The organism is Streptomyces sp. WM6372 (assembly GCF_001279655.1).
GTDB lineage: Bacteria > Actinomycetota > Actinomycetes > Streptomycetales > Streptomycetaceae > Streptomyces.
The window spans coordinates 133776-158519 of record NZ_LGDB01000180.1 but is presented as its reverse complement, the minus strand read 5'-3'; the positions used below and the strand labels follow the sequence as shown (position 1 = coordinate 158519).

The 24744-nt window shown below is 72.3% G+C and carries 23 protein-coding genes and 1 riboswitch; of the genes, 14 read left to right on the top strand and 9 right to left on the bottom strand.

The window, feature by feature from the left end; all coding sequences use genetic code 11:
- Nucleotides 1-178 precede the first annotated feature (178 nt).
- From ADK52_RS16855 to otsB, 3 genes are all read left to right on the top strand, one after another.
- A complete protein-coding gene (locus tag ADK52_RS16855; protein ID WP_053690630.1) occupies nucleotides 179-1480 on the top strand; it encodes an extracellular solute-binding protein in 1302 nt (433 codons plus the stop codon).
- Between the two features lie 83 nt (nucleotides 1481-1563).
- The gene (locus ADK52_RS16850; protein ID WP_030156982.1) at nucleotides 1564-1800 is read left to right on the top strand and encodes a DUF3263 domain-containing protein; all 237 of its coding nucleotides are present in this window, start codon (nucleotides 1564-1566) and stop codon (nucleotides 1798-1800) included.
- A gap of 89 nt (nucleotides 1801-1889) precedes the next feature.
- Nucleotides 1890-2738 carry a trehalose-phosphatase gene (gene otsB / locus ADK52_RS16845; protein WP_053690629.1) on the top strand — a complete coding sequence of 283 codons (849 nt, stop codon included), beginning with the start codon at nucleotides 1890-1892 and terminating at the stop codon, nucleotides 2736-2738.
- A 104-nt stretch (nucleotides 2739-2842) separates the two neighbouring features.
- On the opposite strand, the gene ADK52_RS16840 is transcribed toward otsB, so the two are convergent.
- Entirely contained in the window at nucleotides 2843-4294 is a 1452-nt protein-coding gene (locus tag ADK52_RS16840; protein ID WP_053690628.1) for an alpha,alpha-trehalose-phosphate synthase (UDP-forming), read from the bottom strand.
- Nucleotides 4295-4339: 45 nt separating this feature from the next.
- Nucleotides 4340-5290, bottom strand: coding sequence for a glucosyl-3-phosphoglycerate synthase (locus tag ADK52_RS16835; protein ID WP_053690655.1), 951 nt, complete (start codon nucleotides 5288-5290; stop codon nucleotides 4340-4342).
- A 207-nt stretch (nucleotides 5291-5497) separates the two neighbouring features.
- A riboswitch (SAM riboswitch) is annotated at nucleotides 5498-5651 on the top strand.
- Nucleotides 5652-5668: 17 nt separating this feature from the next.
- Here ADK52_RS16835 and thrC point away from each other — a divergent pair.
- The 4 genes from thrC to groL all read left to right on the top strand — a co-directional run bounded on the left by thrC (nucleotide 5669) and on the right by groL (nucleotide 9867).
- Nucleotides 5669-6943, top strand: coding sequence for a threonine synthase (gene thrC / locus ADK52_RS16830; RefSeq protein WP_053690627.1), 1275 nt, complete (start codon nucleotides 5669-5671; stop codon nucleotides 6941-6943).
- 35 nt (nucleotides 6944-6978) lie between these two features.
- Nucleotides 6979-7257: a MoaD/ThiS family protein gene (locus tag ADK52_RS16825; protein ID WP_053690626.1), complete on the top strand. Its 279-nt coding sequence runs from the start codon at nucleotides 6979-6981 to the stop codon at nucleotides 7255-7257.
- 383 nt (nucleotides 7258-7640) lie between these two features.
- On the top strand, nucleotides 7641-7844 hold the full coding sequence (locus ADK52_RS16820) for a cold-shock protein (protein ID WP_005315736.1): 204 nt from the start codon (nucleotides 7641-7643) through the stop codon (nucleotides 7842-7844).
- 400 nt (nucleotides 7845-8244) lie between these two features.
- Nucleotides 8245-9867 (top strand): chaperonin GroEL, encoded by a 1623-nt coding sequence (groL, locus tag ADK52_RS16815; RefSeq protein ID WP_053690625.1) that lies wholly within the window; start codon nucleotides 8245-8247, stop codon nucleotides 9865-9867.
- A gap of 85 nt (nucleotides 9868-9952) precedes the next feature.
- On the opposite strand, the gene ADK52_RS16810 is transcribed toward groL, so the two are convergent.
- Complete coding sequence (locus ADK52_RS16810) at nucleotides 9953-10450, bottom strand: Uma2 family endonuclease (RefSeq protein WP_234343882.1); 498 nt, start codon at nucleotides 10448-10450, stop codon at nucleotides 9953-9955.
- Nucleotides 10451-10662: 212 nt separating this feature from the next.
- Here ADK52_RS16810 and ADK52_RS16805 point away from each other — a divergent pair, with 212 nt between their 5' ends.
- Nucleotides 10663-11262 carry a phosphoribosylanthranilate isomerase gene (locus ADK52_RS16805; protein ID WP_053690623.1) on the top strand — a complete coding sequence of 200 codons (600 nt, stop codon included), beginning with the start codon at nucleotides 10663-10665 and terminating at the stop codon, nucleotides 11260-11262.
- Nucleotides 11263-11278: 16 nt separating this feature from the next.
- Here the strand turns inward: ADK52_RS16805 and ADK52_RS16800 are convergent, their stop codons facing one another.
- Both ADK52_RS16800 and ADK52_RS16795 read right to left on the bottom strand, forming a co-directional pair.
- Nucleotides 11279-12940: a serine/threonine-protein kinase gene (locus ADK52_RS16800; RefSeq protein WP_053690622.1), complete on the bottom strand. Its 1662-nt coding sequence runs from the start codon at nucleotides 12938-12940 to the stop codon at nucleotides 11279-11281.
- Between the two features lie 89 nt (nucleotides 12941-13029).
- Nucleotides 13030-13356 (bottom strand): protease inhibitor I9 family protein, encoded by a 327-nt coding sequence (locus ADK52_RS16795; RefSeq protein ID WP_053690621.1) that lies wholly within the window; start codon nucleotides 13354-13356, stop codon nucleotides 13030-13032.
- 372 nt (nucleotides 13357-13728) lie between these two features.
- On the opposite strand from ADK52_RS16795, the gene ADK52_RS16790 reads away from it, so the two are divergent.
- Both ADK52_RS16790 and ADK52_RS16785 read left to right on the top strand, forming a co-directional pair.
- Nucleotides 13729-14922, top strand: a complete 1194-nt coding sequence (locus tag ADK52_RS16790; RefSeq protein ID WP_053690620.1) for a S8 family peptidase — start codon at nucleotides 13729-13731, stop codon at nucleotides 14920-14922.
- A 107-nt stretch (nucleotides 14923-15029) separates the two neighbouring features.
- The gene (locus ADK52_RS16785; RefSeq protein ID WP_053690619.1) at nucleotides 15030-16430 is read left to right on the top strand and encodes a PQQ-binding-like beta-propeller repeat protein; all 1401 of its coding nucleotides are present in this window, start codon (nucleotides 15030-15032) and stop codon (nucleotides 16428-16430) included.
- 61 nt (nucleotides 16431-16491) lie between these two features.
- Here ADK52_RS16785 and ADK52_RS16780 read toward each other — a convergent pair whose 3' ends face one another.
- From ADK52_RS16780 to ADK52_RS16770, 3 genes are all read right to left on the bottom strand, one after another.
- Nucleotides 16492-17967 carry a PTS transporter subunit EIIC gene (locus ADK52_RS16780; protein ID WP_053690618.1) on the bottom strand — a complete coding sequence of 492 codons (1476 nt, stop codon included), beginning with the start codon at nucleotides 17965-17967 and terminating at the stop codon, nucleotides 16492-16494.
- Between the two features lie 115 nt (nucleotides 17968-18082).
- Nucleotides 18083-19036, bottom strand: coding sequence for an N-acetylmuramic acid 6-phosphate etherase (murQ, locus tag ADK52_RS16775; RefSeq protein ID WP_053690617.1), 954 nt, complete (start codon nucleotides 19034-19036; stop codon nucleotides 18083-18085).
- Complete coding sequence (locus ADK52_RS16770) at nucleotides 19033-19947, bottom strand: MurR/RpiR family transcriptional regulator (protein ID WP_053690616.1); 915 nt, start codon at nucleotides 19945-19947, stop codon at nucleotides 19033-19035. Before ADK52_RS16770 ends, murQ begins: the two co-directional genes overlap by 4 nt.
- 134 nt (nucleotides 19948-20081) lie before the next feature.
- Between ADK52_RS16770 and ADK52_RS16765 the strand changes: the two genes are divergently transcribed.
- From ADK52_RS16765 to ADK52_RS16750, 4 genes are all read left to right on the top strand, one after another.
- Nucleotides 20082-20459 (top strand): hypothetical protein, encoded by a 378-nt coding sequence (locus tag ADK52_RS16765; protein ID WP_053690615.1) that lies wholly within the window; start codon nucleotides 20082-20084, stop codon nucleotides 20457-20459.
- A 7-nt stretch (nucleotides 20460-20466) separates the two neighbouring features.
- Entirely contained in the window at nucleotides 20467-20739 is a 273-nt protein-coding gene (locus tag ADK52_RS16760) for a DUF4031 domain-containing protein (RefSeq protein WP_053690614.1), read from the top strand.
- Nucleotides 20740-20823: 84 nt separating this feature from the next.
- Nucleotides 20824-21981 carry a hypothetical protein gene (locus tag ADK52_RS16755; protein WP_147420038.1) on the top strand — a complete coding sequence of 386 codons (1158 nt, stop codon included), beginning with the start codon at nucleotides 20824-20826 and terminating at the stop codon, nucleotides 21979-21981.
- Nucleotides 21969-23501: a caspase family protein gene (locus tag ADK52_RS16750; RefSeq protein WP_053690612.1), complete on the top strand. Its 1533-nt coding sequence runs from the start codon at nucleotides 21969-21971 to the stop codon at nucleotides 23499-23501. Before ADK52_RS16755 ends, ADK52_RS16750 begins: the two co-directional genes overlap by 13 nt.
- On the opposite strand, the gene ADK52_RS16745 is transcribed toward ADK52_RS16750, so the two are convergent.
- Entirely contained in the window at nucleotides 23491-24708 is a 1218-nt protein-coding gene (locus ADK52_RS16745; protein WP_053690654.1) for a Cmx/CmrA family chloramphenicol efflux MFS transporter, read from the bottom strand. The genes ADK52_RS16750 and ADK52_RS16745 overlap by 11 nt on opposite strands.
- Between the last annotated feature and the right edge of the window lie 36 nt (nucleotides 24709-24744).

Sequence of the window (24744 nt, the reverse complement as noted above, 5' to 3'; positions counted from 1 at the left end):
CGCGTGCTCGGCGGGGAAAGGTCTAGTCCATTGGAGGGGATTGTTGAGCGGCCATACAAAATCGAAGACCTCGGTCGGGCGACGAACCGGACACCGTGCGTTCCGGATGTGGACGAGCCGCCAAAGTGGTGTAGACCTTACGTGGATCGTACGTACAACAAGGGGTGGATCGAGAACTGTGAAGGGCCGTTACCTGAGCCTGGCCGCGACCGGCGCCGCGCTGAGCCTGACCGCCGCGGCACTGACGGGCTGCGGAGCCGTGGGGAGTCTCACCGGGGACAACGAGGTGACCCTGCGGGTCGTGGCGGCCGACTACGGGGACAATCCGCAGAACTCCTCGACGGGCTACTGGAAGGACCTCGCCGACGGCTTCCAGAAGGACCACCCCGGCGTCAAGGTCGAGGTCAGCGTCTACTCCTGGTCCGAGGTCGACGCCAAGGTCGCGGAGATGGTCAAGGCCGGCAAGGCCCCCGACATCGCGCAGATCGGCGCGTACGCCGACTACGCGGCCGCCGGCAAGCTGTACACGGCGGAGGAGCTGCTCTCCGTCAGCACCGAGGCCGACTTCCTGGCGCCGCTCGCGGACGCCGGCAAGGTCCGGCGGGTCCAGTACGGCATGCCCTTCGTGGCCAGCACCCGCCTGCTCTTCTACAACGAGAAGCTGCTGACGGACGCCGGGGTCATGCCGAAGGACGCCAAGGGCGGCTGGCAGCCGAAGAGCTGGACCGACCTGGAGGCCGCCGCGAAGAAGCTCAAGGCCGCGGGCGTGCCGACGCCGCTCGCGCTGCCGCTGGGCCGCGAGGAGGCGCAGGCCGAGACGATGATGTGGATGCTCGCGGGCGGTGGCGGCTACACCGACAACGAAGAGGCGTACGCGATCGACTCCCCGGACAACGTCAAGACGTTCGAGTTCCTGCGCGACAAGATGGTCGGCCAGGGCCTGACCGGAGGGCTGGAACCGGCGAAGACCGACCGGCAGGCGGCCTTCGACGCCTTCACGCGGGGCGAGGTCGGCATGCTCAACGGCCACCCCACGCTGCTGAAGCAGGCGGCGGAGAAGGGCGTGAAGTTCGGCATGGTGGCCATGCCGACCGCCGACGGGACCGAGCACCCGACGATGGGCGTCGCGGACTGGGTGATGGCCTTCAAGAACGGCCACCGCAAGGAGTCCGGGCAGTTCCTGGACTACCTGTACGAGGCGAAGAACGTGACGGCCTTCACCAACAAGTACGACCTGCTGCCGGTCACGACGACCGGCTACCGGGCGATGGACGCCAGTACGGGCGGCTCGGCCACGCAGCTGAAGACGTTCTTGCAGGCGCTGCCGAACGCGCGGCTCTACCCGGTCGGCAAGAAGTCCTGGGCCGGGGTGAGCGAGGACGTCAAGAAGAACATCGGCAAGACCGTCCAGCCGGGCGGACAGCCGGCGAAGGTCCTGGAGGACATCGCGGAATCGGCGCGCAGGGCGGACGCGCACTGAGGGACGGCTCAGGGACGGCTGAGGGACGGCCGCCGAGGGGTGCGGGCCCGGTGGGTGTCACAGGGCGGCGTTAATCTGGCGGTATGACGGACGACGTGGGGCTGACGGCCACCGAGGCCGCGGTGCTCGCGTACGAGGGACGCACCTGGCCCGGGCCCGGGGCCAAGGAGCGGGCGATACGGGAAGGGCTGGGGATGACCCCGGTCCGCTACTACCAGCTGCTCAACGTGCTGATGGACGACCCGCGGGCGCTGGCCCACGCCCCCGGCACCGTCAACCGGCTGCGCCGCATCCGCGAGGCACAGCGGGCCCGGCGCTGAGGGGCGGCTCCGGGGGACGGATCCCCCGGGGGGTGTCCGGGCCTCGCGCGCCGTAGCCGTGGCCCGGCCGGGCCGTTAGGGTCGTCCGTATGGGGAGCCATCCGCACGACTTGCCGATGCCCGTCACCGCCGCCGGACGCGAGGGCCTCGAAGCCCTGCTCCGCGCACCCCGCCGTTCCGTCGTCGCGCTCGACTTCGACGGCACCCTCGCCGAGATCGTCCCCGACCCGGACCAGGCACGGGCCCACCCGGGGGCCGTCCCGGCCCTCTCCGCGCTCGCCCCCGAGGTCGACTCGGTGGCCGTGATCACCGGCCGACCGGCCGGTGTGGCCGTCCGCTACGGGGGCTTCGCCGGCGTCCCCGGACTGGAACACCTCGTCGTCCTCGGCCACTACGGCGCCGAGCGGTGGGACGCGGTGACCGGCATCGTCCACGCGCCGGCCGAGCACCCGGGAGTCGCCGCCGTACGGGCGGAGCTGCCCGGCTTCCTGGACTCCATCGGCGCCTGGCGCGGTACCTGGATCGAGGAGAAGGGCCGGGCGCTGGCCGTCCACACCCGGCGCGCCGACGACCCGGCGGCGGCCTTCGCGGCGCTGCGCGAACCCCTGGCCGAACTGGCGGCCCGCCACGGGCTCATGGTCGAGCCGGGCCGGGCGGTCCTGGAGCTGCGCCCCCCGGGCATGGACAAGGGCGTCGCCCTGACGGAGTTCGTGGCGGAACGGGACGCGGAGGCGGTCCTCTACGCGGGCGACGACCTCGGCGACCTCGCCGCGTACTCCGCGGTGGAGAAGCGCCGGGCCGACGGTCTGCCGGGGCTGCTGGTGTGCAGCGGCTCCGCCGAGGTCCCCGAGCTCGCCGCCCGGGCGGACCTGGTCCTGCCGGGCCCCGGCGCGGTGGCGGACTTCCTGGCCGTCCTGGCCGGGGCCATCCGCGGCTGACGGGCCCCAATGCCCCGCGAGCCGTCCCTGGCCGGGGCCATCCCGCGGGGCGACGGGCCCCACCGCCCCGCGGAGCCCCTCAAGGCTCCGCGCGGCGGCAGCGGTCACGCCTCGCGCAGGTCCTCCAGCTGGGCCGTGAACCACTCCGTCGCGGGGAGGGCCGTGGCGGCGGCGGCCAGGCGCTTCGTACGCTCCAGCCGCTCACCCGCCGGCATGGCCAGCGCCGCGTGCAGGGCCTCCGCCGTCGCCGTCACGTCGTACGGGTTCACCGTCAGCGCGTCCTCGCGGAGCTCCCCGTACGCCCCCGCCCCGGTCGACAGCACCAGCGCGCACCCCGCGTCCGACACCACCGGGATCTCCTTCGCCACCAGGTTCATCCCGTCCCGTACCGGGTTGACCAGCGCCACGTCCGCCAGCCGGTACGCCGCCAGGGAGCGGGCGAAGTCGTCCTTCACCGACACCAGCACCGGCTGCCAGTCCTCCGTACCGAACTCCTCGTTGATCCGCTCCGCCAGCTCCCGCACCGCCTCCGTGTACGAGCGGTACACGGCCAGGTCCTGCCGCGACGGGTACGCCGACGCCAGGTGCACCACCCGCCCGCGCCACTCGGGGTGCACCGTCAGCAGCTCCCGGTAGGCCAGCAGCCCGCGCACGATGTTCTTCGACAGCTCCGTCCGGTCCACCCGGACGATCGCCTTGCGGTCCCCGACCTCCGTCCGCAGCGCCGCCAGCTTGTCGTTCACCTCCGGCCGGTGCGCCAGCGCGCGCAGCTCGTCCCCGTCCACGCCCAGCGGGTACACGGCCACGTCCGTCCGCCGGTGCCGCACCGGGCCGCGCGGGGCCTTCTCGACGAACCGCTCGCCCGTCCCCGCCGGGGAGCACGGCTCGGCCACGCCCCGCTCGTCGTCCAGGTGCGAGCCGTCCATGAAGCTGTTCGCCCACGCCCAGGTGTGGAAGCCCACGACGTCCGCCCCGAGCATCCCCCACATCAGCTGCGAGCGGATGTCGTCGGGGAGCATCTCCAGGAACTCCCGCGAGGCCCACGGGGTGTGCGTGAAGTGGCTGATCTTCAGGTCGGGCCGCAGCTCCCGCAGCTCGCCCGGGACCAGCGCCAGGTGGTAGTCCTGCACGAGCACCGCCGCGCCCTCGCCCGCCTCCTCGGCGAGCGCCAGCGCGAAGGCGTGGTTGTACGCGGCGTACGACTGCCACTGCCGCCGGAACCGCGCGTCGAAGACCGGCTCGCGCGGGATGTCGTAAAGGTGGTGGTGGGTGAACCACAGCACCGAGTTCGCGATGCCGTTGTACGCGTCGTCGTACGTGGTGGGATCGATGTCCAGCATCCGGACGCCGGGCTCGGAGACGCCGCGGCGGACCGCCTCCCGGTCCGCGTCCGACAGGGCCGCGCAGATCCACAGCGCCTCCGGCTGGCGGGCGAGGGCGGCGGAGAGACCGGAGACGAGTCCGCCCCCGCCGCGCCGGGCCGTGAGGGTGCCGTCTTCGTCGAGTGCGTAGGAGAGCGGGCCGCGGTTCGCTGCAACGAGTACCTGGGAAGCCATGCGGCGAACCTAGCCCGGGGCCGGTGTGCTCAAACGTCAGTTCCCTCACGCCACCCGGCGGCCGGAGTACTCCTTCACCCCGGCCATCGGCGGCCGCTCCTCGGTGTCCACGGCGTACGTCCGGGGCCTGAACCCGTCCGGGCCGCGCTCGAACTGCGTCAGCTCCGGCCGTACGAGCTGGCCGCGCGAGAGCCGCAGCTGCGCCGTCCGGTAGATCGCCGCGGCCATCCGGCCCAGCGCCTGGCCGTCCTGATGGCGGTGGAGCCGTACGCCCACGTCCACCTGGGCCAGCGCGTCCAGTCCGACCGTGTGCAGCGCGTCCACGAGCAGGCCGAGCTCGACCCCGTACCCGACGGGGAAGGGCAAACGTTCCAGCAGGGACCGGCGCACGGCGTACTCGCCGCCCAGCGGCTGGACGAAGCCGGCCAGCTGCGGCCAGTGGAGGTTGAGGAGCGGGCGGGCGACCAGCTCGGTGACCCGGCCGCCCTGGCCGGGCGCGTCCCCCAGCGGGCGGTCGTACATCGCCTTGACGAACTGCACGCCGGGCTCGGTCAGCAGCGGGCCCACGATCCCGGACACGAACGTGGAGGAGAAGTCCCGCAGGTCCGCGTCCACGAAACAGACCACGTCACCGGTGGTCGCCAGCAGCGAGCGCCACAGCACCTCGCCCTTGCCGTGCAGGGCCGGGATCCGCGGCAGGATGTCGTCGCGGTGCACCACCCGGGCGCCGGCCTTGGCGGCCACCTCGGCGGTCCGGTCGGTGGAGCCCGAATCGATGACGACCAGCTCGTCGACCAGCGGCAGCGGCAGCCCGTCGATCAGATCGCGCCGGATCACCTCGACGATCGCGCCGACCGTCTCCTCCTCGTCGAGCGCGGGCAGGACGACGCTGACCGTGGCGCCCGCCGCCCGCTTGGCGGAAAGCAGCTGGTCGAGCGGTCGGTCGGCCGCGGACCAGGAGCGGTCCGCGAACCAGCGCTCCACCTCTTCCAGCACGTTCAGCACTCCCTGCTCGTCCGTCGGTCGTCCGTCGCTCCTCGGCGGTTTCGGCCGAAAAGTGATCCATCTCGCGGTTCGGACGGCTGTCTCAACCACCCGGACCTTCAGTTACAGTCTTGAACAACGCGAAGGACCACCGCATGCCGGGGGTCCCCGCGCACAAACGCCCGGACGCGCCGCAGAGCGCGCGGCCCGGTGCCATACCGCTCATCCAGAGGGGCAGAGGGACACGGCCCGTTGAAGCCCCGGCAACCCTCCAGTCGGTTCTCGCGCTTGCTTGCTTGCGGCAGCGAGGTCCCCGGCTAGGGAAGGTGCCAATTCCGTCTCATGGCGAAGTGCGCCATGGGGAAGATGAGGAGAAAGGGCCTCGCCATCATGGCTGCACAGACTGTTGCCACCTCTGTCGATCTCGGACCTGCCACGGGCCTCTCGTGTCGTGAGTGCGGTACCCGTTTCGAGCTCGGACCCATCTTCGCCTGCGTCGAGTGCTTCGGTCCGCTGGAAGTCGCCTACGACCTTCCCACCGGAGACCCGCAGGCGCTGCGCGCCGCGATCGAGGCCGGCCCGAACAACATCTGGCGCTACGCCCCGCTGCTGCCCGTCCCCGCGGACGTGGCCTCCAAGCCCAGCCTGAACCCGGGCTTCACCAAGCTCGTGGACGCGGCCAACCTGGCCAAGGAGCTCGGCGTCACGGGCAAGCTGTACGTCAAGGACGACTCCGGCAACCCGACGCACTCCTTCAAGGACCGCGTCGTGGCCATCGCCGTCGAGGCCGCCCGCGCCTTCGGCTTCACCACCCTGTCCTGCTCCTCCACCGGCAACCTGGCCGGCGCCGTCGGCGCCGCGGCCGCCCGGGCCGGCTTCCGCTCCTGCGTGTTCATCCCGCACGACCTGGAGCAGGGCAAGGTCGTCATGGCCGGTGTGTACGGCGGCGACCTCGTCGGCATCGAGGGCAACTACGACGACGTCAACCGCTTCTGCTCCGAGCTCATCGGCGACCCGCTCGGCGAGGGCTGGGGCTTCGTCAACGTCAACCTGCGTCCGTACTACGGCGAGGGCTCCAAGACGCTGGCCTACGAGATCTGCGAGCAGCTCGGCTGGCAGCTGCCCGACCAGATCGTGATCCCGATCGCCTCCGGCTCGCAGCTGACGAAGATCGACAAGGGCCTGCAGGAGCTGATCAAGCTCGGGCTCGTCGAGGACAAGCCGTACAAGATCTTCGGTGCCCAGGCCGAGGGCTGCTCCCCGGTCTCCACCGCCTTCAAGGCCGGCCACGACGTGGTCCGCCCGCAGAAGCCGAACACCATCGCCAAGTCGCTCGCCATCGGCAACCCGGCCGACGGCCCGTACGTCCTGGACATCGCCCGCCGTACGGGCGGCTACGTCGAGGACGTCACCGACGAGCAGGTCGTCGAGGCGATCAAGATCCTCGCGCAGACCGAGGGCATCTTCGCCGAGACCGCGGGCGGCGTGACCGTCGGCGTGACCAAGAAGCTCATCGAGAACGGGCAGCTCGACCCGGCGCTGACCACGGTGGTCCTCAACACCGGTGACGGCCTCAAGACCCTGGAGGCGGTGGCCGCGGACAGCGGGCAGACCGCCACCATCCGCCCGAGCCTGGACGCGTTCCGCGCCGCCGGCCTGGCCTGACCCCTACCCTCCGCCCCCGGAAAGGCAGTAGCGCCATGAGCGTCAACGTCCGCATCCCCACCATCCTGCGCACCTACACCGGCGGTCAGGCCGAGGTCCCCGCCGAGGGCGCGACCCTCTCCGAGGTCATCGCCTCCCTGGAGGCGAGCCACCCGGGCATCGCCGCCCGCGTCCTGGACGACCAGGGCAAGCTGCGCCGCTTCGTGAACGTCTACGTCAACGACGACGACGTGCGCTTCGAGGGCGGTCTGGACGCGGTGACGCCGGACGGCGCGGGCGTCTCGATCATTCCCGCCGTCGCCGGCGGCTGCTGACACGCGAAAGCCCAGAATTACCCCCTCCGGTAAAAGCGGAGGGGGTAATTCTGCTTGGTTGGGCGCGGTAGAGTTGGGGAAGTCCCCTCCGCTGTTCTTGCCCGCCGCATATGAGCGGGTCGCGTGATGGTTGACATTGAGTCAATGTGCGAGTGCGGTATGGGGCTTTGGCGAGATATGCCGGGTCCGAGTTGCCCGGGAATATGCCAACTTTTCACTCTATTTCAATGTATCCCCGTGTCCAGATTTCTCGTCGGATTGACCTGTTGCAGACAGCAGCGGTGCAGATACATTCAGCCCCGGTCGAGGCGTTCCGGCGCAAGTTCTGACCCGGGACCGCGAAGTGCGGTCCTGCGCAAGGGCCAGTAATAGGGGAGTTAGGCATGGCTCAGGGCACCGTCAAGTGGTTCAACGCGGAGAAGGGCTACGGCTTCATCGCGGTCGACGGTGGTGCGGATGTGTTCGTCCACTACAGCGCCATCCAGATGGACGGGTACCGCACCCTTGAAGAGGGTCAGCGGGTCGAGTTCGAGATCTCGCAGGGCCAGAAGGGTCCGCAGGCGGACATGGTCAAGCTCGCCGTCTAGCCCCGGCGCGATCGACCAGCGACGCATTACGCACGAGGGTCCACATCCTGGAGGAGGGATGTGGACCCTCGACGCATGTCCGGGCTCCGCCCGGGCCGGCCGGGCCTGTCGTTGCCCGAAGCCGCTTGCTCCCCCCGTCGCCCGACCGCCACCCCTCAGCGAGGCTTCTTCGAAGCCGCTTGCACTCTCGGGGGTCGAGTGCTAATCATTGGCGTTAGCACTCTCCTGGTGAGAGTGCTACTACACAGGACCGGGTCGGTGAGGCCCGCAGGGTCCGGCGGGAAGGAACCGCCGGGCACGCAGGCCGTCCGTCGCGGGCGCGGGCGCGGTCCGGAGCAATCCAACCCTCCCCTCGTGCCGACGGCGCAGGGGGAACCCCAGTCCTGGAGGACCACTTCAGATGGCCAAGATCATTGCGTTCGACGAGGAGGCCCGGCGCGGTCTCGAGCGCGGGATGAACCAGCTCGCCGACGCCGTCAAGGTCACCCTTGGCCCCAAGGGTCGCAACGTCGTCCTTGAGAAGAAGTGGGGCGCCCCCACGATCACCAACGATGGTGTCTCCATCGCCAAGGAGATCGAGCTCGAGGACCCGTACGAGAAGATCGGCGCCGAGCTGGTCAAGGAAGTCGCCAAGAAGACGGACGACGTCGCGGGCGACGGTACGACCACCGCCACCGTGCTCGCCCAGGCGCTCGTCCGCGAGGGCCTGCGCAACGTGGCCGCCGGCGCCAACCCGATGGCCCTCAAGCGCGGCATCGAGAAGGCCGTCGAGGCCGTCTCCGGCGCCCTGCTGGAGCAGGCGAAGGATGTCGAGACCAAGGAGCAGATCGCTTCCACGGCCTCCATCTCCGCCGCCGACACCCAGATCGGCGAGCTCATCGCCGAGGCCATGGACAAGGTCGGCAAGGAAGGCGTCATCACCGTCGAGGAGTCCCAGACCTTCGGTCTGGAGCTTGAGCTCACCGAGGGCATGCGCTTCGACAAGGGCTACATCTCGGCGTACTTCGCCACCGACATGGAGCGTATGGAGGCGTCGCTCGACGACCCGTACATCCTGATCGTCAACTCGAAGATCGGCTCGGTCAAGGACCTGCTGCCGCTCCTCGAGAAGGTCATGCAGTCCGGCAAGCCGCTGCTGATCATCGCCGAGGACGTCGAGGGCGAGGCCCTGTCGACCCTGGTCGTCAACAAGATCCGCGGCACCTTCCGCTCCGTCGCCGTCAAGGCCCCGGGCTTCGGTGACCGTCGCAAGGCCATGCTCGGCGACATCGCCATCCTCACGGGCGGCACGGTCATCTCCGAGGAGGTCGGCCTCAAGCTCGAGAACGCGGGCCTGGACCTGCTCGGCCGCGCCCGCAAGGTCGTCATCACCAAGGACGAGACCACGATCGTCGACGGTGCCGGTGACAGCGACCAGGTTCAGGGTCGCGTCAACCAGATCCGCGCCGAGATCGAGAACTCCGACTCGGACTACGACCGCGAGAAGCTCCAGGAGCGCCTCGCGAAGCTGGCCGGCGGCGTGGCCGTCATCAAGGCCGGCGCCGCGACCGAGGTGGAGCTCAAGGAGCGCAAGCACCGCATCGAGGACGCCGTTCGCAACGCGAAGGCGGCCGTCGAGGAGGGCATCGTCGCCGGTGGTGGCGTGGCCCTGCTCCAGGCCTCCGCGGTCTTCGAGAAGCTCGACCTGACGGGTGACGAGGCGACCGGCGCCAACGCCGTGAAGCTCGCCCTGGAGGCCCCGCTCAAGCAGATCGCCGTCAACGGTGGTCTCGAGGGTGGCGTCGTCGTGGAGAAGGTCCGCAACCTGACCGTCGGCTGGGGCCTGAACGCCGCGACCGGCGAGTACGTGGACATGATCGCCGAGGGCATCATCGACCCGGCGAAGGTCACCCGCTCCGCGCTGCAGAACGCGGCGTCGATCGCGGCCCTCTTCCTCACCACCGAGGCCGTCATCGCCGACAAGCCCGAGAAGGCCGGCGCCCCGGCCGGCGGCGGCATGCCGGGCGGTGACATGGACTTCTGATCGGCCCCTGGCTGATCGGCTGTTCTTCGACCGAGGGCGGCACTCCCCACACGGGGGGTGCCGCCCTCGGGCGTTCTCGGGGCTCCTAGAAGCCGCTGGTGTCGAGGGAGAAGTCGAAGGGCGAGGGGATCTGCAGGGGCTTCCCGAAGGACACCGTCGTACGAGAGCGGTACCCGTGCGGCGAGGGGTCCCAGAAGCAGGTGATCTCCGAGTCCTGCATGTCGACGACGAGGTAGACGGGCACGAGCCGGCCGTACACGTCGAGCTTTTCGTTCCAGTCCGCGTCCCTGGTGGAGACGGACGTGAACTCCCCGACCAGCGACAGCGCCGCGCCGTCCGCGTGCAGCCCCTCCTGCTCGAAGGCCGCCTCGTCCGCGACGTACAGGTCTGGTCCGTAGCCGCGCTCAGCTGCCTCGAACCGGAAGAGGAAGAGCGAGGTGTCCGCGAATTGCCCCTCGGGGACGTGGGCCTGGAGCTGCTCGCGCAAAAGACGCATGCGACGGGAGTAGCGCAGCTTGGAGAACGGCGACACGATGATCTTCCCCCGGATGAGCTCGGCCTTATAGCCGTCTGGCGTGTCCATCTCCGCAACCGTGCGCAGGAGCGTCTCGAATGTCGGCGGTGCCGCCTGCTCTATCGGTGTGGCCCGTTCGATCATGATCGTCACCGTGATCCTCCGCGTGGCGTGCCGTGTACTGGGCGTGAGCCCCGTTCCAGGCTAGCGGCGCAAGGGTGGCCGCGCCCGGGTGCCGAGACGGCTCACCACCCAACAGGGCGGTTTGGTTGACTGGGGGGATGAGCGAGCTGTTCGTGAAGATCTGCGGGCTGAAGACCGGGCCGGACGTCGACGTGGCCGTGGCGGCCGGGGCCGATGCCGTCGGGTTCGTCTTCGCACCGGGGAGCCCCCGTACGATCGGCGCCGCCGCGGCGCGGGAGCTGGCGGCGCGGGTGCCGGACTCGGTGCTGACCGTGGGGGTGTTCCGGGGGCAGCCGGTCGAGGAGGTGCGGCGGCTGGCCGAGGAGAGCGGCGTACGGGGAGTGCAGCTGCACGGCGACGAGGGCCCGGAGTACTACGAGGCGCTGCGCGCCGAGGGCCGGACCCTGCTGCGGGCCACCGCCGAGCACGTGAAGCGCTGCGGGGAGTACGGGGAGGACCTGCTGCTGCTCGACGCCCCCGACCCCGGCTCCGGCAAGCCGTGGAACTGGGGCTCCGCGGAGTTCACCGCGCCCGAGGGCCGCTGGCTGCTGGCCGGCGGGCTGACCCCGGGCAGCGTCCGGGACGCCGTGGAGACCACCGGCGCCTGGGGCGTGGACGTCTCCAGCGGAGTGGAGCGGGAGCGCGGGGTGAAGGACCCCGCCCTGATCCGCGCCTTCATCGAGGCCGCCCGCGGCTGACCCCGCCGCGCCGCCGTCAGGAAGCGCGCCACACCGTCATGTCCGCGGTGATCCAGCCGGGCAGGTCGGGCAGCCGCACGACCGGCTTGGTCTGGATCACGAGCAGCGCGATGTCCCCCGAGGGGTGCCGGACGCAGATCTCGGTGCCGGGCGCCGACGCGGCCAGCGGCAGCTCGTGCTGCGTGGCGGCCTTCGTGAGGAGGCCGCACGTGTCGAGGTTGCCCGTGCCGGGATCGGCGTACAGCTGGACGATCACGCTCGTGTCGCTCGCCAGCGCACAGCTGTTCTTCTCGCAGTCCAGACGGATGTCCCCGGTACGGTCCTCCCGCCTGACGGGGTCCTTGACGCCGATCGAGTTCTTCTGGTCCAGCCAGACCTGGGGGAAGGGGACGGGTGCGGGCGGCTTGGAGGCCTTGGGCGTACTCGATGCGGTTCCGCCGGCTCCACCGGACCCGATCGATCCACCGGCTCCGCCGGCTCCGGAGGCCTTGCCGCCGCTCGCCGGGCCGGGGGACGTGGCCGCGGCCGCGCTCCGTTCGCGCGCCCGGTCCGCCGCGTCCATGACGGTCCAGGCCAGACCGGTCAGCAGGACGGCCGCCGCGGTCACCGCCGCGGTGACGATCACAGCGGTACGCCGCCTGCGACTGCGCTGCTCCTCCGGTGTGAGGGGCGTCGTCACCGGCGGCTGCCAGGCCATCGGCGACGGCGACGGCGACGGCAGCGGCGGCTGCGGCTGCGGATCCAGGGCCCGCGTGTGGACCGAGGTGGGGTGCGGTACCGGAGCCGGGACCACCAGCTCCGGCCCCGTCACCTCCCGCCACACGGCCGGACCGCCGCCCGCGTCGGCGTCCTTGCCCAGCCGCTGCCGGCACCACGCGACGATCTCAGCCGGGGTGGCACGATCCTCCGGATCGGCTGCCAGGCACCGGGCGATCAGCGGGCGCAGGGGCTCCGGCAGCCGGGACAGGTCGGGATCGGAGTGCACGATCCGGAACAGCACGCTCACGGAGGGGCCGTCCCCGTACAACGGCTCGCCCAGCGCGGCGAACGCCGCCGTCTGGCCCAGCGCGAAGACGTCGGTGGCCGCCGTGGTCTCGCCCGCCAGGGCCTGTTCGGGGGCCATGTACTGGGGCGTGCCGATGGCGCTGCCCGTGGCGGTGGGAGAGGTGGTGCCGGAGGCCAGCGAGATGCCGAAGTCGATGACCCGGGGCCCGTCGGCGGCCAGCAGTACGTTCGACGGTTTCAGGTCGCGGTGCACGATCCCCGCACCGTGGATGACCTGGAGGGCCTCCGCCACCCCTGCCACCAGCCACAGCACCGCGGGCACCGGCAGCGGTCCGCGCCGGGCCACGGCCTCCGACAGCGAGGGCCCCGGCACGTACACGGTGGCCAGCCAGGGCGGCGTCGCGTCCGCGTCGGCGTCGATCAGCTCGGCGGTGTACGCGCCGCGGACCCGCCGGGCCGCCTCCACCTCCCGGCGGAACCGCCGCCGGAACGCCGGGTCCTCCGCCAGCTCGGGCCGTACCACTTTGATCGCCACCGGGCGGCCGCCCGGCGTGTGCGACAGGTAGACCCTGCCCATGCCGCCCGCGCCGAGCCGGGCCGCGAGGCGGTAGCCGGCAACGGTCTGCGGATCGTCCGCCCGCAGCGGCTGGAACACCTCGGTCGCGCTGTTCATCGGTCTCCCCCCGACTCCCCCGATCAACTCCCGAGTTGATCGTCCTCACCCTAAGTGGCGGGCGGGGCGGGGGAACGGGCGGGAGCCCGTCAGCCGGCCGAGGCGGTGCCGTCCTCCTCGACGGTCTCGACGCCCGGCAGCGCGTGCAGGGCCGCGACCTGGCCGGGGCTGAGCGGGGCGGCGAACCCGTGCAGGGTGGAGCGGAACACGTGGACCGGGGTGACGCCGACCAGCTGCGCCACGCCGGCCGGGTCGAGGTCCTTCCGTACGGTGACGATGTACGTGGGATGGTCGACGGGGGCGGCGTACGGCGCGGGCTGCGGCACGGCGGCGCCGGCCGCCGAGACGGGCAGGGCGGCGAAGGCGGCCAGGACGACGGCGGCTGCGGGCAGGGCCCGGCTCAGGCGGGTGCGCATGGGGCGAGGCCATCACGTACATCGCCGCAGGTCAACGACGCCCCGGGGGGTGGCGGGGGCATCGGGGGCGCACCGGCCGTGCGCTCCCTGGTGTGGGGGCGGACCATACGGGTGATCTTGTCGGCGGCCCGTCGGCGGTGAGGGACGGGACCACGCGGGGCACGGGCTTGGCGCCACAACGGGATAACCCTTTCTGCAGTGTGTGCGACAGCGCGTGTTGACGCCGCACCGGACGATCGGCCTGGCGGCGGGCCGTGGTTCAGAACGCGCCGGGGTGGCACCGATGGAACGAAAGCCGCACCGCACAGGCACTCCTCGTAGCGGGGCGGCTCTCCCATGTCGATCCTCCGCCCCCTTCAGGGAGTTCTTTCCATGCGACTGCTCGCACGCCTGGCCGCCGCTGCCCTCCTCACCGTGCCCCCGGTCGCGGCCGGTACCGCCGCCGCCGACACCCCGGAGCCGACGCCGGTTCCGCTGCACACCTCCGCGAGCGCCGTGCCCGGCAAGTACATCGTGACGCTGGAGAAGGGGGTGGACGCGGCGAAGGCGGCGACGAAGCTCGGCCTGAAGCCGTCCTTCGTCTACACCTCGGCCATGAACGGCTTCGCGGTCCCGCTGACCCCGCTCCAGCTGCAGATCGTCCGGGTCAGCCTCGGGGTGAAGTCGGTGGAGGAGGACGCGGCGGTGCAGTCCGTACCGATGCCGTCCGCGTCCGGGCTGCGCGCCCCGTCGAACTCGTGGGGTCTGGACCGCATCGACCAGCAGACCTGGGACAAGGTGAACGGGCAGGGCGACGGTCAGTTCACCACCCAGGGCAACGGCGCGGGGGTGACCGCGTACATCCTCGACACCGGCATCGACTACAACCACACCGAGTTCGGCGGCCGGGCGACGTTCGGCTTCGACGCCATCGGCGACGGCCGCAACGGCCTGGACTGCCAGGGTCACGGCACGCACGTGGCCGGCACGGTCGCGGGCAAGACGTACGGGGTCGCGCGCAAGGCGAACCTGGTCAGCGTCCGCGTCCTCGGCTGCGACGGCAAGGGCACCTGGTCGGGGATCATCGCGGGCATGGACTGGGTGGCCAAGAACGCCAAGCAGCCGGCCGTGCTGAACGGGTCCTTGGGCGGGGACAAGTCGACTGCGGTGAACGACGCCGCGACCGCCCTCTCCGACGCGGGCGTGCTGCCGGTCATCGCGGCGGGCAACAGTGCGAAGGACGCCTGCTTCATCTCGCCCGCGTCCGCCCAGCGCGTGGTCACGGTCGGGGCGAGCAACAAGTGGGACGAGGAGACGTCCTTCTCCAACTTCGGCCCGTGCCTGACGCTGTACGCACCCGGTGAGGGCATCGTCTCGGCGAAGCTCGGCGGTGGCAGCGAGGCCCAGGACGGTACGTCGATGGCCGCGCCGCACGTTGCCGGTGTCGCCGCCCTCTACAAGCAGCAGCACCCCACGGCGGACCCGGCGGAGCTCGCCGAGTTCCTGGAGTCGGAATCCACCAAGGACGTCTTGGGCAACCTCACCAAGTCCAGCCCGAACGCGCTGCTGTTCACCGCCGGTCTCTGACCGTCTCCGGGTCCTGACGGACCCGCCCCGGCCCGTGCGCGGCAGCCCGCGCACGGGCCGGGGCCATGCCCCGCCGGATCGCGGTTAGGCTGCGGGCCGGGGGGATCATGAACAAGAAGCCGCCGCTCGTGAAGCGGCTCCGGGACCACGTGCGGCTCGCCGCGGCCTGCGCCTTCAGCGCCGTCGCGGTGCTGTGGGCCGTCCTGTGTGTGAAGTTGACCGCCGCGGACATGGCCCCCGCCCTCGTGTGCGGGGACGGGGGCTGCCCGCGCGGGCTGGGCCTGTTGGTGCTGTGGGCCGTGGCCGCCGGGCTGGCCGCGGGCGGCCTGTGGTGGTCGGCCGTGAAGGGCCGCGGGTACCGCTCCGCCGTCGGCTGGACCGTGGCCGTCGCGCTTGCGCTCGGCGCCCTGTGGCCCGCATGGCTCGGCTTCTCGTGGCTGCGCGGCCCGCACATGGACCTCTTCTCGTACCAGGTCCCGGACGGGCCGGGCGCGGGCAAGCCGCTCGGCTCCTGGGAGGGGGACCCGGCCACGGGGTTCGTGATCCGGGCCCGCGCGGACGGCGTGACCGGCTACAACGGGGAGGGCCGCCACGGCTGGGCCCTGCCCGCCCCGGCCGGTGGCGCGGTGTGCGCGATGAGCCCGGACACCCCCTCCGGCACCGGCCTGCTCACCTTGGCCACCGCGCAGGGCGCCTGCGGCAACCGCCTGGTGGCGGTGGACATCACGTCCGGCAAGCAGCGTTGGACCAAGGACGTCCCGAAGCTCGTGGGCCGGCCGTCCGCGGGCGGCTCCCTGGCCGTGACCGCGACCGCGGACGGCGTAGTCGCGTATGACCTGGTCACCGGCGCCGAGCTGTGGCACTCCCCGCTGCCCGCGGGCGCCGCCGCCATGGAGGTCGCCGCCGGCCCCGACCGGGCCCTGCTCCTGGCCCGGACCGACGAGGGGGTCGAGCTGTTCGCGCTCGACGCCCGCACCGGCGCCGTCACCTGGCGGTTCACGGTGCCGACCGGGTACGAGTCCCCGCGCATCGTGTCGGCCTCCCCGGCCGCCGCCGTCGGTGACGGCCGCCTGCTGGTGTTCGACGACGAGGGCTGCCCGCGTGCGCAGTCGCAGGCGCCGTACGTCCCGACCACGGGCGAGGCGGACTGGCTGGTCGCCGGCGACGTGCTGTACGCGTCGGTCCCGGAACGGGAGGAGCGGGAGGTCCTGGCGGCGTTCTCCCTGAAGGACGGCCGCCACCTGTGGACCCGCGCCTTCGAGCACGACTGGCGGATCCGTGCCCTGGCCGACGCCCGGTCCGGCCGGATCGCCGTGGTCACGGAGGGCGGGTACACCCACCTCTGGCACCTCGACCCGGGCACCGGGAAGCCGGCCGGCGAGTCGACGGTCCTGCGGGGTCTGCGGCTGGGCGGGTCGTTCGCCCTCCGCGGCAGGACCTTCGTCAACCTCGACGACGACGGCCGCCTCCCGCCGATCTTCGACGTGACTCCGACGATCGGCTGGTGAGCCGGGCCGCGCAGCCCTCCTGGGCCGCGGTGCCGGTGCCGGTTTCCCCGGCGGCCTCGGCTCAGGCCAACGCGGGCTCCGTGGCCGGCCGGGCCGCGGCCGGGGCCGGCTCCTGGTCGGCGTTGAGTTCGGTCAGCATCCGGCGCGTGAACCCGAAGAAGTACGTGGCGGCGAAGCCGACCAGGTAGCCGACCAGCAGCCCGCCCGCGTAGATCGCGAGGTTCGGGCCCAGCCCCGACGGGCCGTCGAGCAGCGGGAACAGGGCCCAGCCCGACGGGCCGATGGCCGTGGCGCCGAACGCGACCCCGAGCTGGTTGAACAGTCCGACGAACGCCCCGCCCGCAGCGCCGCCCACGCAGGCGGTGACGAAGGGGCGCCCGAGCGGGAGCGAGACTCCGTAGATCAGAGGCTCGCCGACACCCAGGAACCCCGCCGGGAGCGCGGACTTGATGGTCGTCCGCAGGGACCGGTTGCGCGGCAGCCGGCAGTACACCGCGAGCGCCGCGCCGACCTGACCCGCGCCCGCCATGGCGAGGATCGGCAGGAGGGCGGTGTGGCCGGTCTGCTCGATGAGGGTGGTGTGGATCGGGATCAGGGCCTGGTGCAGGCCCAGCATCACGAGCGGCAGGAACAGGCCGCCGAGGACCAGCCCGGCGAAGGCGCCGCCGCCGGCGAGCATCCAGGTGGCGAAGGAGCCGATGGCGGTGGCGACCTCACCGGCGAGGAACATCAGGCCGAAGATCGTGACCAGGCCGGAGGTCAGGACGGTGAGGGTGGGGGTGACCAGCGCGTCCACCGACTCGGGTACCCACCTGCGGCAGAGCTTCTCCACCCGCACGGCGAGGAACGCGGCCGCCAGGGCCCCGAGGACCCCGCCCTGGCCGGGGGAGAGGTGCTGGCCGAAGGCGTCGATCTTCGCGACGCCCGGGAAGACGATGATGGCGGCGACGGCCCCGCCCAGGATCGGCGTACCGCCGAACTCCTTGGCCGTGTTGTAGCCGACGAACACCGCGATCAGCGACATGAACCCGGAGGCGATCGCGGCGAGCGCCGGGACGACGGCCGGCAGCCAACCCGTGTTGAGCAGCACGCCGTTCAGTCCCGCGATGATGCCGCAGCCGATGAGCGCCGGGATCAGCGGGACGAAGACGTTCGCGATCCGGCGCAGGAACAGCTTGACCGGGGTGCTGTTGCGGGCCTTCTGCTCCTGCTTCAACGCGGCTCCCCGGTCCGCGAGTTCCTCGGCGGTGACCGGGGCACCGGCGGTACGGCGGGAGCGGCCCTCCTCGACCAGCGCCTCGAACTCCGGGGTCACCCGGGCGACGGTCCCCGGTCCGAGCACGATCTGGTAGGTGTCGTCCTCGACGACGCCCAGGACCGCGGGCAGCGCCCGCAGCCCCTCGTCGTCGACCAGTGAGCGGTCGTGCAGCGCGATGCGCAGCCGGGTCATGCAGTGCGCGATCGATCTGATGTTGTCCGGGCCGCCGACCAGGGGGAGGATCGCGGCGGCCGTGGCGCGGTTCTTGTCAGTGGACATGTGGTGATCGCCTTGCGTCGGGGAAAACGGGGCAGTCAGCAGGTCAGAGCAAGCCAGCGAGTCAGCAGGTCAGAGCAGGTCAGAGCGGGTCAGAGCAGGTCGGTGAGTCGTCGGGTCAGCGCGCCGAAGCCAGGGCCAGAGCCAGGGCTTCGCGGAGGTGGCCGTGCGCGGCCGTGAGCAGTCCCGCCGCCGCCGGGCCGTCGACGCCGCCGAGCAGGACCAGGACGGCCTGCTTGACCTCGCCGCCGGTGGCGTCGAGCGCGGCCTCGATCTCCTCGTCCGGCGCCCCGGTGGCCAGCGCCACGATCCGGCGGGAGCGGGCGCGCAGCTTCTCGTTGGAGGCGCGCAGGTCGACCATCAGGTTCCCGTACGTCTTGCCGAGCCGGATCATGGTGATGGTCGAGACGAGGTTCAGTACGAGCTTCTGCGCGGTCCCGGCCTTGAGCCGGGTGGATCCGGTCAGCAGCTCGGGTCCGGTGACCACCTCGATGCCGTGCTCGGCGGCCGCGGCGAGCGCCGATCCGGCGTTGCAGGACAGGCCGACCGTGAGCGCCCCGCACGTACGGGCGTACTCGACGGCGCCGATCGCGTACGGGGTGCGGCCGGAGGCGGAGACGCCGATGACGGTGTCGTCCGGTCCGATGTCCAGCGCGGCCAGGTCCGCGGCCGCCAGCTCGGCGGAGTCCTCGGCGCCTTCGACCGACCGGACCATGGCGCCGGGCCCGCCCGCGATCAGGCCCACGACCTGCGCCGGGTCGGTGTTGAAGGTGGGCGGGCACTCGCTGGCGTCCAGGACGCCCATCCGCCCGGCCGTGCCGGCGCCCGCGTACACGAGGCGCCCGCCGCGGGCCATGCGCGGCGCGATGGCGTCGATCGCGGCGGCGATCCGCGGCAGCTGCGCGGCGACGGCGGCCGGGACGGTGGCGTCACCGGCGTTCATGGTGCGCGCGATGTCGAGGGTGGACAGCCGGTCGATCTCGGCCAGCTCGGGGCGGAAGGCCTCGGTGGTCAGGGTGTCGAGCTGGGCGCGGAGCGCGGCGTACGAGCCATCGGCGTACGAGCTGGTCATGGGCGGGGGCTCCTGGCGGATCGGCGGGGGGCGAGTGCCTCGTACGAGGCGGCGAGCGCGGGGGCCGCGGTCTCGTACGTCTGCTGCGCGACGGCGACGAACAGGCAGTCGACGACGAGGAGTTGGCTGGTCCGGCTGGACATGGCGGCCGGCCGCAGCCGGGTCTCGCGGGCGGCGGAGGTGGCCAGTACGAGGTCGGCGTAGTGGGAGACGGGGGCGTTCGGGCGGGCGGTGAGGGCGATGGTGGTGGCGCCGCGCTCGAAGGCGGTACGGAGGGGGTCGATCACGTCGCCGGTGGCGCCGGAGTGGGTGATCGCGACGGCGGCGTCGCCGGGGCGCAGCTGGACGGCTCCGGTGACGGCCAGGTGCGGATCGCCGTGGGCGTGGGCGACGAGGCCGATGCGCAGCAGCTTCTGCGCCAGGTCCTGGCCGACGAGGGCGGAGGCGCCGACGCCGTAGATGTCGATCCGGCGGGCGGTCGCCAGCGCGGTGACGGCGGCGGCGAGCGCGGTGAGGTCGAGTCCGGCGGCGGTGTCGGCGAGGGTCTGGGCCTCCTCGTGGGCCAGCTTGGCGACGACGTCGGAGATCGGGTCGTCGACGGCTATGTCGGCGGTGACGGCGGGGGCGGCGCCGGATTCCTGCTGCGCGGCGAGCGCGGCGAGGGCGAGGCGCAGGTCGCGGTAGCCGGGGTAGCCGAGGAGGCGGGCGGTGCGGACGACGGTGGCCTCGCTGGTGCCGGTGCGCGCGGCGAGCGCGCTGACGGTGAGGCGGGAGCAGCCGGCGGGGTCGGCGGCGACGGTTTCGGCGACGGCCCGGACGGAGCGGGTCATGGAGGGGCCGAGGCTGCGGACGCGGGCCCGCAGGGGCACGCCGGAGCCGGTTGCGCCGGAGCCGGATGCGCCGCCCTCCACGTCACTGAAAGTTACTTTCGGGTCGTCGCTCACCCTTGAAATCTATTTTCGGCCCGGGTGGGGGTCAAGGCGCCATCCGGTACCGGTGGGGAAGGGCCTTCACCACTTGGCCCATACGGGGCCACAATGGGCGCATGGACCACGCGACCCCACTGGAGCAGGCGCTGCACGTCGCCCGTGCACTTGTTCTCGCCGATCTCGCCGCGGGCGAGGTCGCCGACGCCGATGTCGTCTCCCTCGTCGAGGACTCGGTCACGCACCGTCGGTGGTGGGTGGAGCAGTGGCCGGAGGGGGTCGACTACCTTCCCGGACTCGTCGCCCAGGACGTACAGGACGCGCTGCTGGAGAAGTACGGCCGCTGGCCGCTGTGCCCGGTCTGCTCGCACGGCGATCCGCACGCGCTGGACGTGGACCCGGAGTTGGGACCCGATCCGCACTGGGTGTGCGCCAAGGCAGGGGTGAAGGTCGCCGCCGTCGGCGCCCTCGGCCCCGTGTTCGGCGCCGGCCGGTGAGCCGCCGGTGACGCTCTACATCGACCCGCCGACCTGGCCGGGCCACGGCCGCATGTGGTCGCACCTGGTCAGCGACGTCTCGTACGAGGAACTGCACGCCTTCGCGGCGTCGATCGGCTGCCCGGCGAAGGCGTTCGAGCGGGACCACTACGACGTGCCGTCGCACCGCTACGCGGACGCGGTGGGCGCGGGCGCGGTGGAGATCGGCAGCAAGGAGCTGGTCCGCCGCCTGACGGCCGCGGGCCTGCGGCGGCCGAAACATCGCCCGCCCATGGCCTGAATACCCGTCATCTCTCCTGCGGCCAGGGGGATTTGCTGCATTAGGATGACCGCCGTTCGCAGTCGTGTCGGCATGAGGGGGACCGTGCGTCGGTCAGTGCTGTTCGTACACGGGACCGGAGTCCGCGAGGCCTCGTACAAGGAGACGTTCGGCGCGGTCCGGGCCCGGCTCGAAGAGATCCGGCCCGGGCTGGAGGTCCGCGGCTGCTTCTGGGGCCGGGAGCAGGGCGCGGCCATGGCGCTCGACGGCGCCTCCGTCCCCCGCTACCGGCAGACGCGTGGCGGGACGGCGGAGGACGACGAGATCGCGGTCTGGGACGTCCTGTACGAGGATCCCTGGTACGAACTGCGGCTGCTCGGACTGCAGCCCGCGGCGGCGTCCGGGCTGGGTTTCGGGCTGCCGCCCTCCGAGGAGTTCCTCGCCGAAGTCACCGGGTACGCCCCGGCGCCCGCAGTGGTCGAGGCCTTCGCCGCGCGTGGCCTGGCCGGGGAGTTCACCGAAGCGCTGCGCGCCGTGGTCCAGGCCCCCGAGCTGCACGACGCGGCCGCCACCGTGGACGCCGACGGAACCGAGCACCGCCGGGCCGTGGCCCGCGCCGTGGTGGCCATGACGCTCGCCCTCGCCTTCGAGCGGGGCGCCGAGGTCTCCGGCATCGTGCGCGACGCGCTGCTCTCCGAGCTCGGCGCCGACCTGTACGCCGAGGGCCGGTCCATCACCGGGTTCCTCGCCAAGGCGCTGGCCCGGCCCGTCGGCTGGCGCGGCCGGTACCGGCGCGGAGCGTGGGGCGACGCGACCCTGCCGGCCATCGGCGACATCCTGCGGTACCAGGCGCGCGGGCAGGGCGTACGCGACCAGATCAAGCGGACGATCGAGAACACGCCCGGGGACTCGATCACGGTGATCGCGCACAGCCTGGGCGGGGTCGCCTGCGTCGACCTGCTGGTGCGGGAGCGGCTGGAGCGGGTGGACCAGCTGATCACCGTGGGCTCGCAGGCGCCGTACTTCTACGAGATCGGGGCGCTGGTCTCGCTCGAACACCCCGAGACGCTGCCGCCCGGCTTCCCGGCGAAGTGGCTGAACATCTACGACGGCCGCGACCTGCTCTCGTACCAGGCCGCGCAGGTGTTCCCGGGCCGTGCCGACGACCACCGGGTCGACAACCGGCAGCCCTTCCCCTGGGCGCACACCACGTACTGGTCCAACCCCGACGTCTGGAACGCTGTCGACGCATGGCTGAGCTGACCGTCCCCGACCCGGCACGCGTGCACGCTGTCGTGGTCGGCATCGAGCACTTCCCGCGGATCAGCGGGAAGGACCTGCCCGGCGCTGCCGCCGACGCCATGCGGCTCGCCCGCTGGCTGCGCACGCGCGGGGTGCCTGCCGGGAACATCAGGCTGCTGCTGGCGCCGATGGCCGGGTCCTGGCAGGACCTCAACGCCGAGGCGCGGGAGCTGGGTCTCGACATCGAGCCCGTCACGTCCCGCGACCAGATCATCGACAAGCTGGCGCCGGCGCGGACCGTGCCCGAGGGCGACGTCCTGTACGTCTACTGGGGCGGTCACGGCGTACTGGACCGGGGCGACCGCCGGCTGCTGCTCTGTCCGGACGCCTCGGACGCCGAACCGCGCTGCCTGGACCTGATGGACCTGCGGGAGTACCTGACCCGGCCGGACGTGGCGCGTTGCCGCAGGCAGGTCTTCCTCGTCGACGCCTGTGCGACCTTCGTCCAGGACAACCAGACCAGACCGGTCGTCGCCGCGTTGCCGGCGGGCAAGCGGGTGCCCGTGGAGCAGTTCATGCTGCTCGCCGCCGCGTCGGGACAGGCGGCGACGCAGCGGACCGCCGAGCGGACCGGGGCGTTCTCGACCGCCGTCATGGACTGGCTGGAGGAGCACTCGCCGGGTCTCAGCACCGACCTCGACGCGCTGGTCGCGCACACGAAGGAGCACTTCACCGGGTACCGGCTCGGCAGCAGGCAGCTCCAGACCCCGGTCACCCTGGTGATCCAGCCCTTCGGCGGCGACGTGGAGATCCGGCAGGGGCCGGCAGCCCCTGCCACGGAGCCGGCCGGGCCTCCCGCGGGGCCGGAGCGGAGTGGCGGGGTCCGGCGGGCTGCCGCTGTGTGGGCCGGGGCCGCTGCCCTGGTGGTCATCGCCGTGGTCGCCGCCGTGGCATTGAACGGTGGGCCGGACGGCGGCGGGCAGCGCGGGCAGGCCGCTCCGGGGGGCTCGGCGCCGGCGCAGCCGAGTGCATCGCCCTCCCCGTCCGCGCCTTCCTCGGGTTCCGCCTCGCCCTCGCCTTCTCCCTCGGCGAGCAGCGCCGCGCCGAGCACCGCGGCCCCCTCCGGGGCGCCGACACCGCAGGCGCAGGCCGCGGGGGCGGCCGCCACGGGAGGCAAGGAGTCGTGCGCCGCCTTCCACACCGCGGATGATCCCAAGGTCAGCGAGAGTCCCTGTTTCGTGAGGGAGGGCACGACGGTCTTCATGCGCGCCTACGTCAGGGCCACCGTCCCGACCAAGGTGACCGTGTACGTCTGGCTGACCCTGAAGGACGGCAACAAGTACCTGTACCCCGACGGCGGGGCGAAGACCTGGACCCTCACGGCCGGCCCGGATCCCCAGGTGTGGACGGAGCGGGTCGCCACGTCGCTCGCATCCGGCACGGAGTACGAGGTACACGTCAGTACCAAGGTCGACGGTGCGACCCCGCCGAAAGTGACCAACCCGGCCGTCACCGGACACGGGCAGTGGTTCAGGTACTGACGGTGTCAGCCGTCGCCGAGGAGGCGGGGGAGGCCGCGACGATCCGGGTCGGGGGCTGCGGAGTGCGGGTGTGCAGGCGCAGCGCGATCGCGGTGAGGGCGATGGCCGTGACGGTCATGGCCGCGCCCGCCCACGCAGGGGCGGCGAAGCCGCGGCCGGCGTCGATCACCGTGCCGCCGAGCCACGGGCCGCCCGTGTTGCCGAGGTTGAACGCCGCCGTGGTGGTGGCTCCGGCCAGGGTCGGGGCCGCGCCCGCCACGTTGAACATGCGGGCGTTGAGCGCGGGCGCCGTGAAGAACGCCGAGACGCCCATCAGGAACGACAGCCCGACGGCCGCCACCGCCGACGACGCGAACAGGGCCAGCGCGACGAGGAAGACCGTCGACGCGGTGATCCCCCACAGCATCACGCCGAACAGGTGCGCGTCGGCGATCCGCCCTCCGACCGTCGTGCCGACGAGCGCGCCGACCCCGAACAGTGCGAGCACCCACGGCACCCACCCCGCGTCCAGCCCGGCGACCTCCGTCAGCAGCGGCGACAGGTAGCTGAAGGCGCAGAAGACCCCGCCCGCGGCCAGCGCCGTCACGCCGATCGACAGCCACACCTGGCGGTCGCGGTAGATGCGCAGCTCCCGCGCGAGGGTGGGCCGTACGGCGGGCCGCGGGATGTCCGGGATCAGGGCCAGGATGCCGACGAGGGCGACCGCCGAGGCCGCGCCGACCGACCAGAACGCGGACCGCCAGCCCAGGTGCTCCCCGAGGAAGGCGCCGGCGGGGACGCCGAGGACGTTGGCGATGGACAGGCCGCCGATCATGACGGCCATGGCGCGGGCCCGCTGGTCCTTGTCCACCATCGCGATGGCGACGGCCGCGCCGACCGCCCAGAAGCCGGCGCAGGCGAGGGCGGAGACGATGCGGGAGGCGAAGAGGAGCTCGTACGAGGGGGCCAGCGCGCCGGCGACCTGCCCGAGGCCGAAGAGGCTGATGAGGGCGATGAGGGTGGTGCGGCGCGGGAGCCGCAGGGTGGCCACCGCCAGCAGTGGCGCCCCGACGACCATGCCGATCGCGAAGGCCGATATGAGCAGGCCGGCCTGCGGGATGGTGACGTCCATGTCCTCGGCGATGGGCGGCAGCAGCCCCGAGAGCATGAACTCGCTGGTCCCGAGCGCGAAGACGGACAGGCCGAGGACGTATACGGCGACGGGCATGCGGGAGCGTGCTGCGGCGGAGGGCATGTTCTGCAC

What these genes read in the sequence shown, in the direction of transcription:
- ADK52_RS16785 (WP_053690619.1), top strand. Translation starts at nt 15,030, where the DNA reads ATGAACAAGAAGCCGCCGCTCGTGAAGCGGCTCCGGGACCACGTGCGG.
- ADK52_RS16825 (WP_053690626.1), top strand. Translation starts at nt 6,979, where the DNA reads ATGAGCGTCAACGTCCGCATCCCCACCATCCTGCGCACCTACACCGGC.
- ADK52_RS16810 (WP_234343882.1), bottom strand. Translation starts at nt 10,450, where the DNA reads ATGGACACGCCAGACGGCTATAAGGCCGAGCTCATCCGGGGGAAGATC.
- thrC (WP_053690627.1), top strand. Translation starts at nt 5,669, where the DNA reads ATGGCTGCACAGACTGTTGCCACCTCTGTCGATCTCGGACCTGCCACG.
- ADK52_RS16850 (WP_030156982.1), top strand. Translation starts at nt 1,564, where the DNA reads ATGACGGACGACGTGGGGCTGACGGCCACCGAGGCCGCGGTGCTCGCG.
- ADK52_RS16800 (WP_053690622.1), bottom strand. Translation starts at nt 12,940, where the DNA reads ATGAACAGCGCGACCGAGGTGTTCCAGCCGCTGCGGGCGGACGATCCG.
- ADK52_RS16750 (WP_053690612.1), top strand. Translation starts at nt 21,969, where the DNA reads ATGGCTGAGCTGACCGTCCCCGACCCGGCACGCGTGCACGCTGTCGTG.
- ADK52_RS16780 (WP_053690618.1), bottom strand. Translation starts at nt 17,967, where the DNA reads ATGTCCACTGACAAGAACCGCGCCACGGCCGCCGCGATCCTCCCCCTG.
- ADK52_RS16820 (WP_005315736.1), top strand. Translation starts at nt 7,641, where the DNA reads ATGGCTCAGGGCACCGTCAAGTGGTTCAACGCGGAGAAGGGCTACGGC.
- ADK52_RS16795 (WP_053690621.1), bottom strand. Translation starts at nt 13,356, where the DNA reads ATGCGCACCCGCCTGAGCCGGGCCCTGCCCGCAGCCGCCGTCGTCCTG.
- ADK52_RS16805 (WP_053690623.1), top strand. Translation starts at nt 10,663, where the DNA reads ATGAGCGAGCTGTTCGTGAAGATCTGCGGGCTGAAGACCGGGCCGGAC.
- otsB (WP_053690629.1), top strand. Translation starts at nt 1,890, where the DNA reads ATGGGGAGCCATCCGCACGACTTGCCGATGCCCGTCACCGCCGCCGGA.
- groL (WP_053690625.1), top strand. Translation starts at nt 8,245, where the DNA reads ATGGCCAAGATCATTGCGTTCGACGAGGAGGCCCGGCGCGGTCTCGAG.
- ADK52_RS16840 (WP_053690628.1), bottom strand. Translation starts at nt 4,294, where the DNA reads ATGGCTTCCCAGGTACTCGTTGCAGCGAACCGCGGCCCGCTCTCCTAC.
- murQ (WP_053690617.1), bottom strand. Translation starts at nt 19,036, where the DNA reads ATGACCAGCTCGTACGCCGATGGCTCGTACGCCGCGCTCCGCGCCCAG.
- ADK52_RS16765 (WP_053690615.1), top strand. Translation starts at nt 20,082, where the DNA reads ATGGACCACGCGACCCCACTGGAGCAGGCGCTGCACGTCGCCCGTGCA.
- ADK52_RS16790 (WP_053690620.1), top strand. Translation starts at nt 13,729, where the DNA reads ATGCGACTGCTCGCACGCCTGGCCGCCGCTGCCCTCCTCACCGTGCCC.
- ADK52_RS16745 (WP_053690654.1), bottom strand. Translation starts at nt 24,708, where the DNA reads ATGCCCGTCGCCGTATACGTCCTCGGCCTGTCCGTCTTCGCGCTCGGG.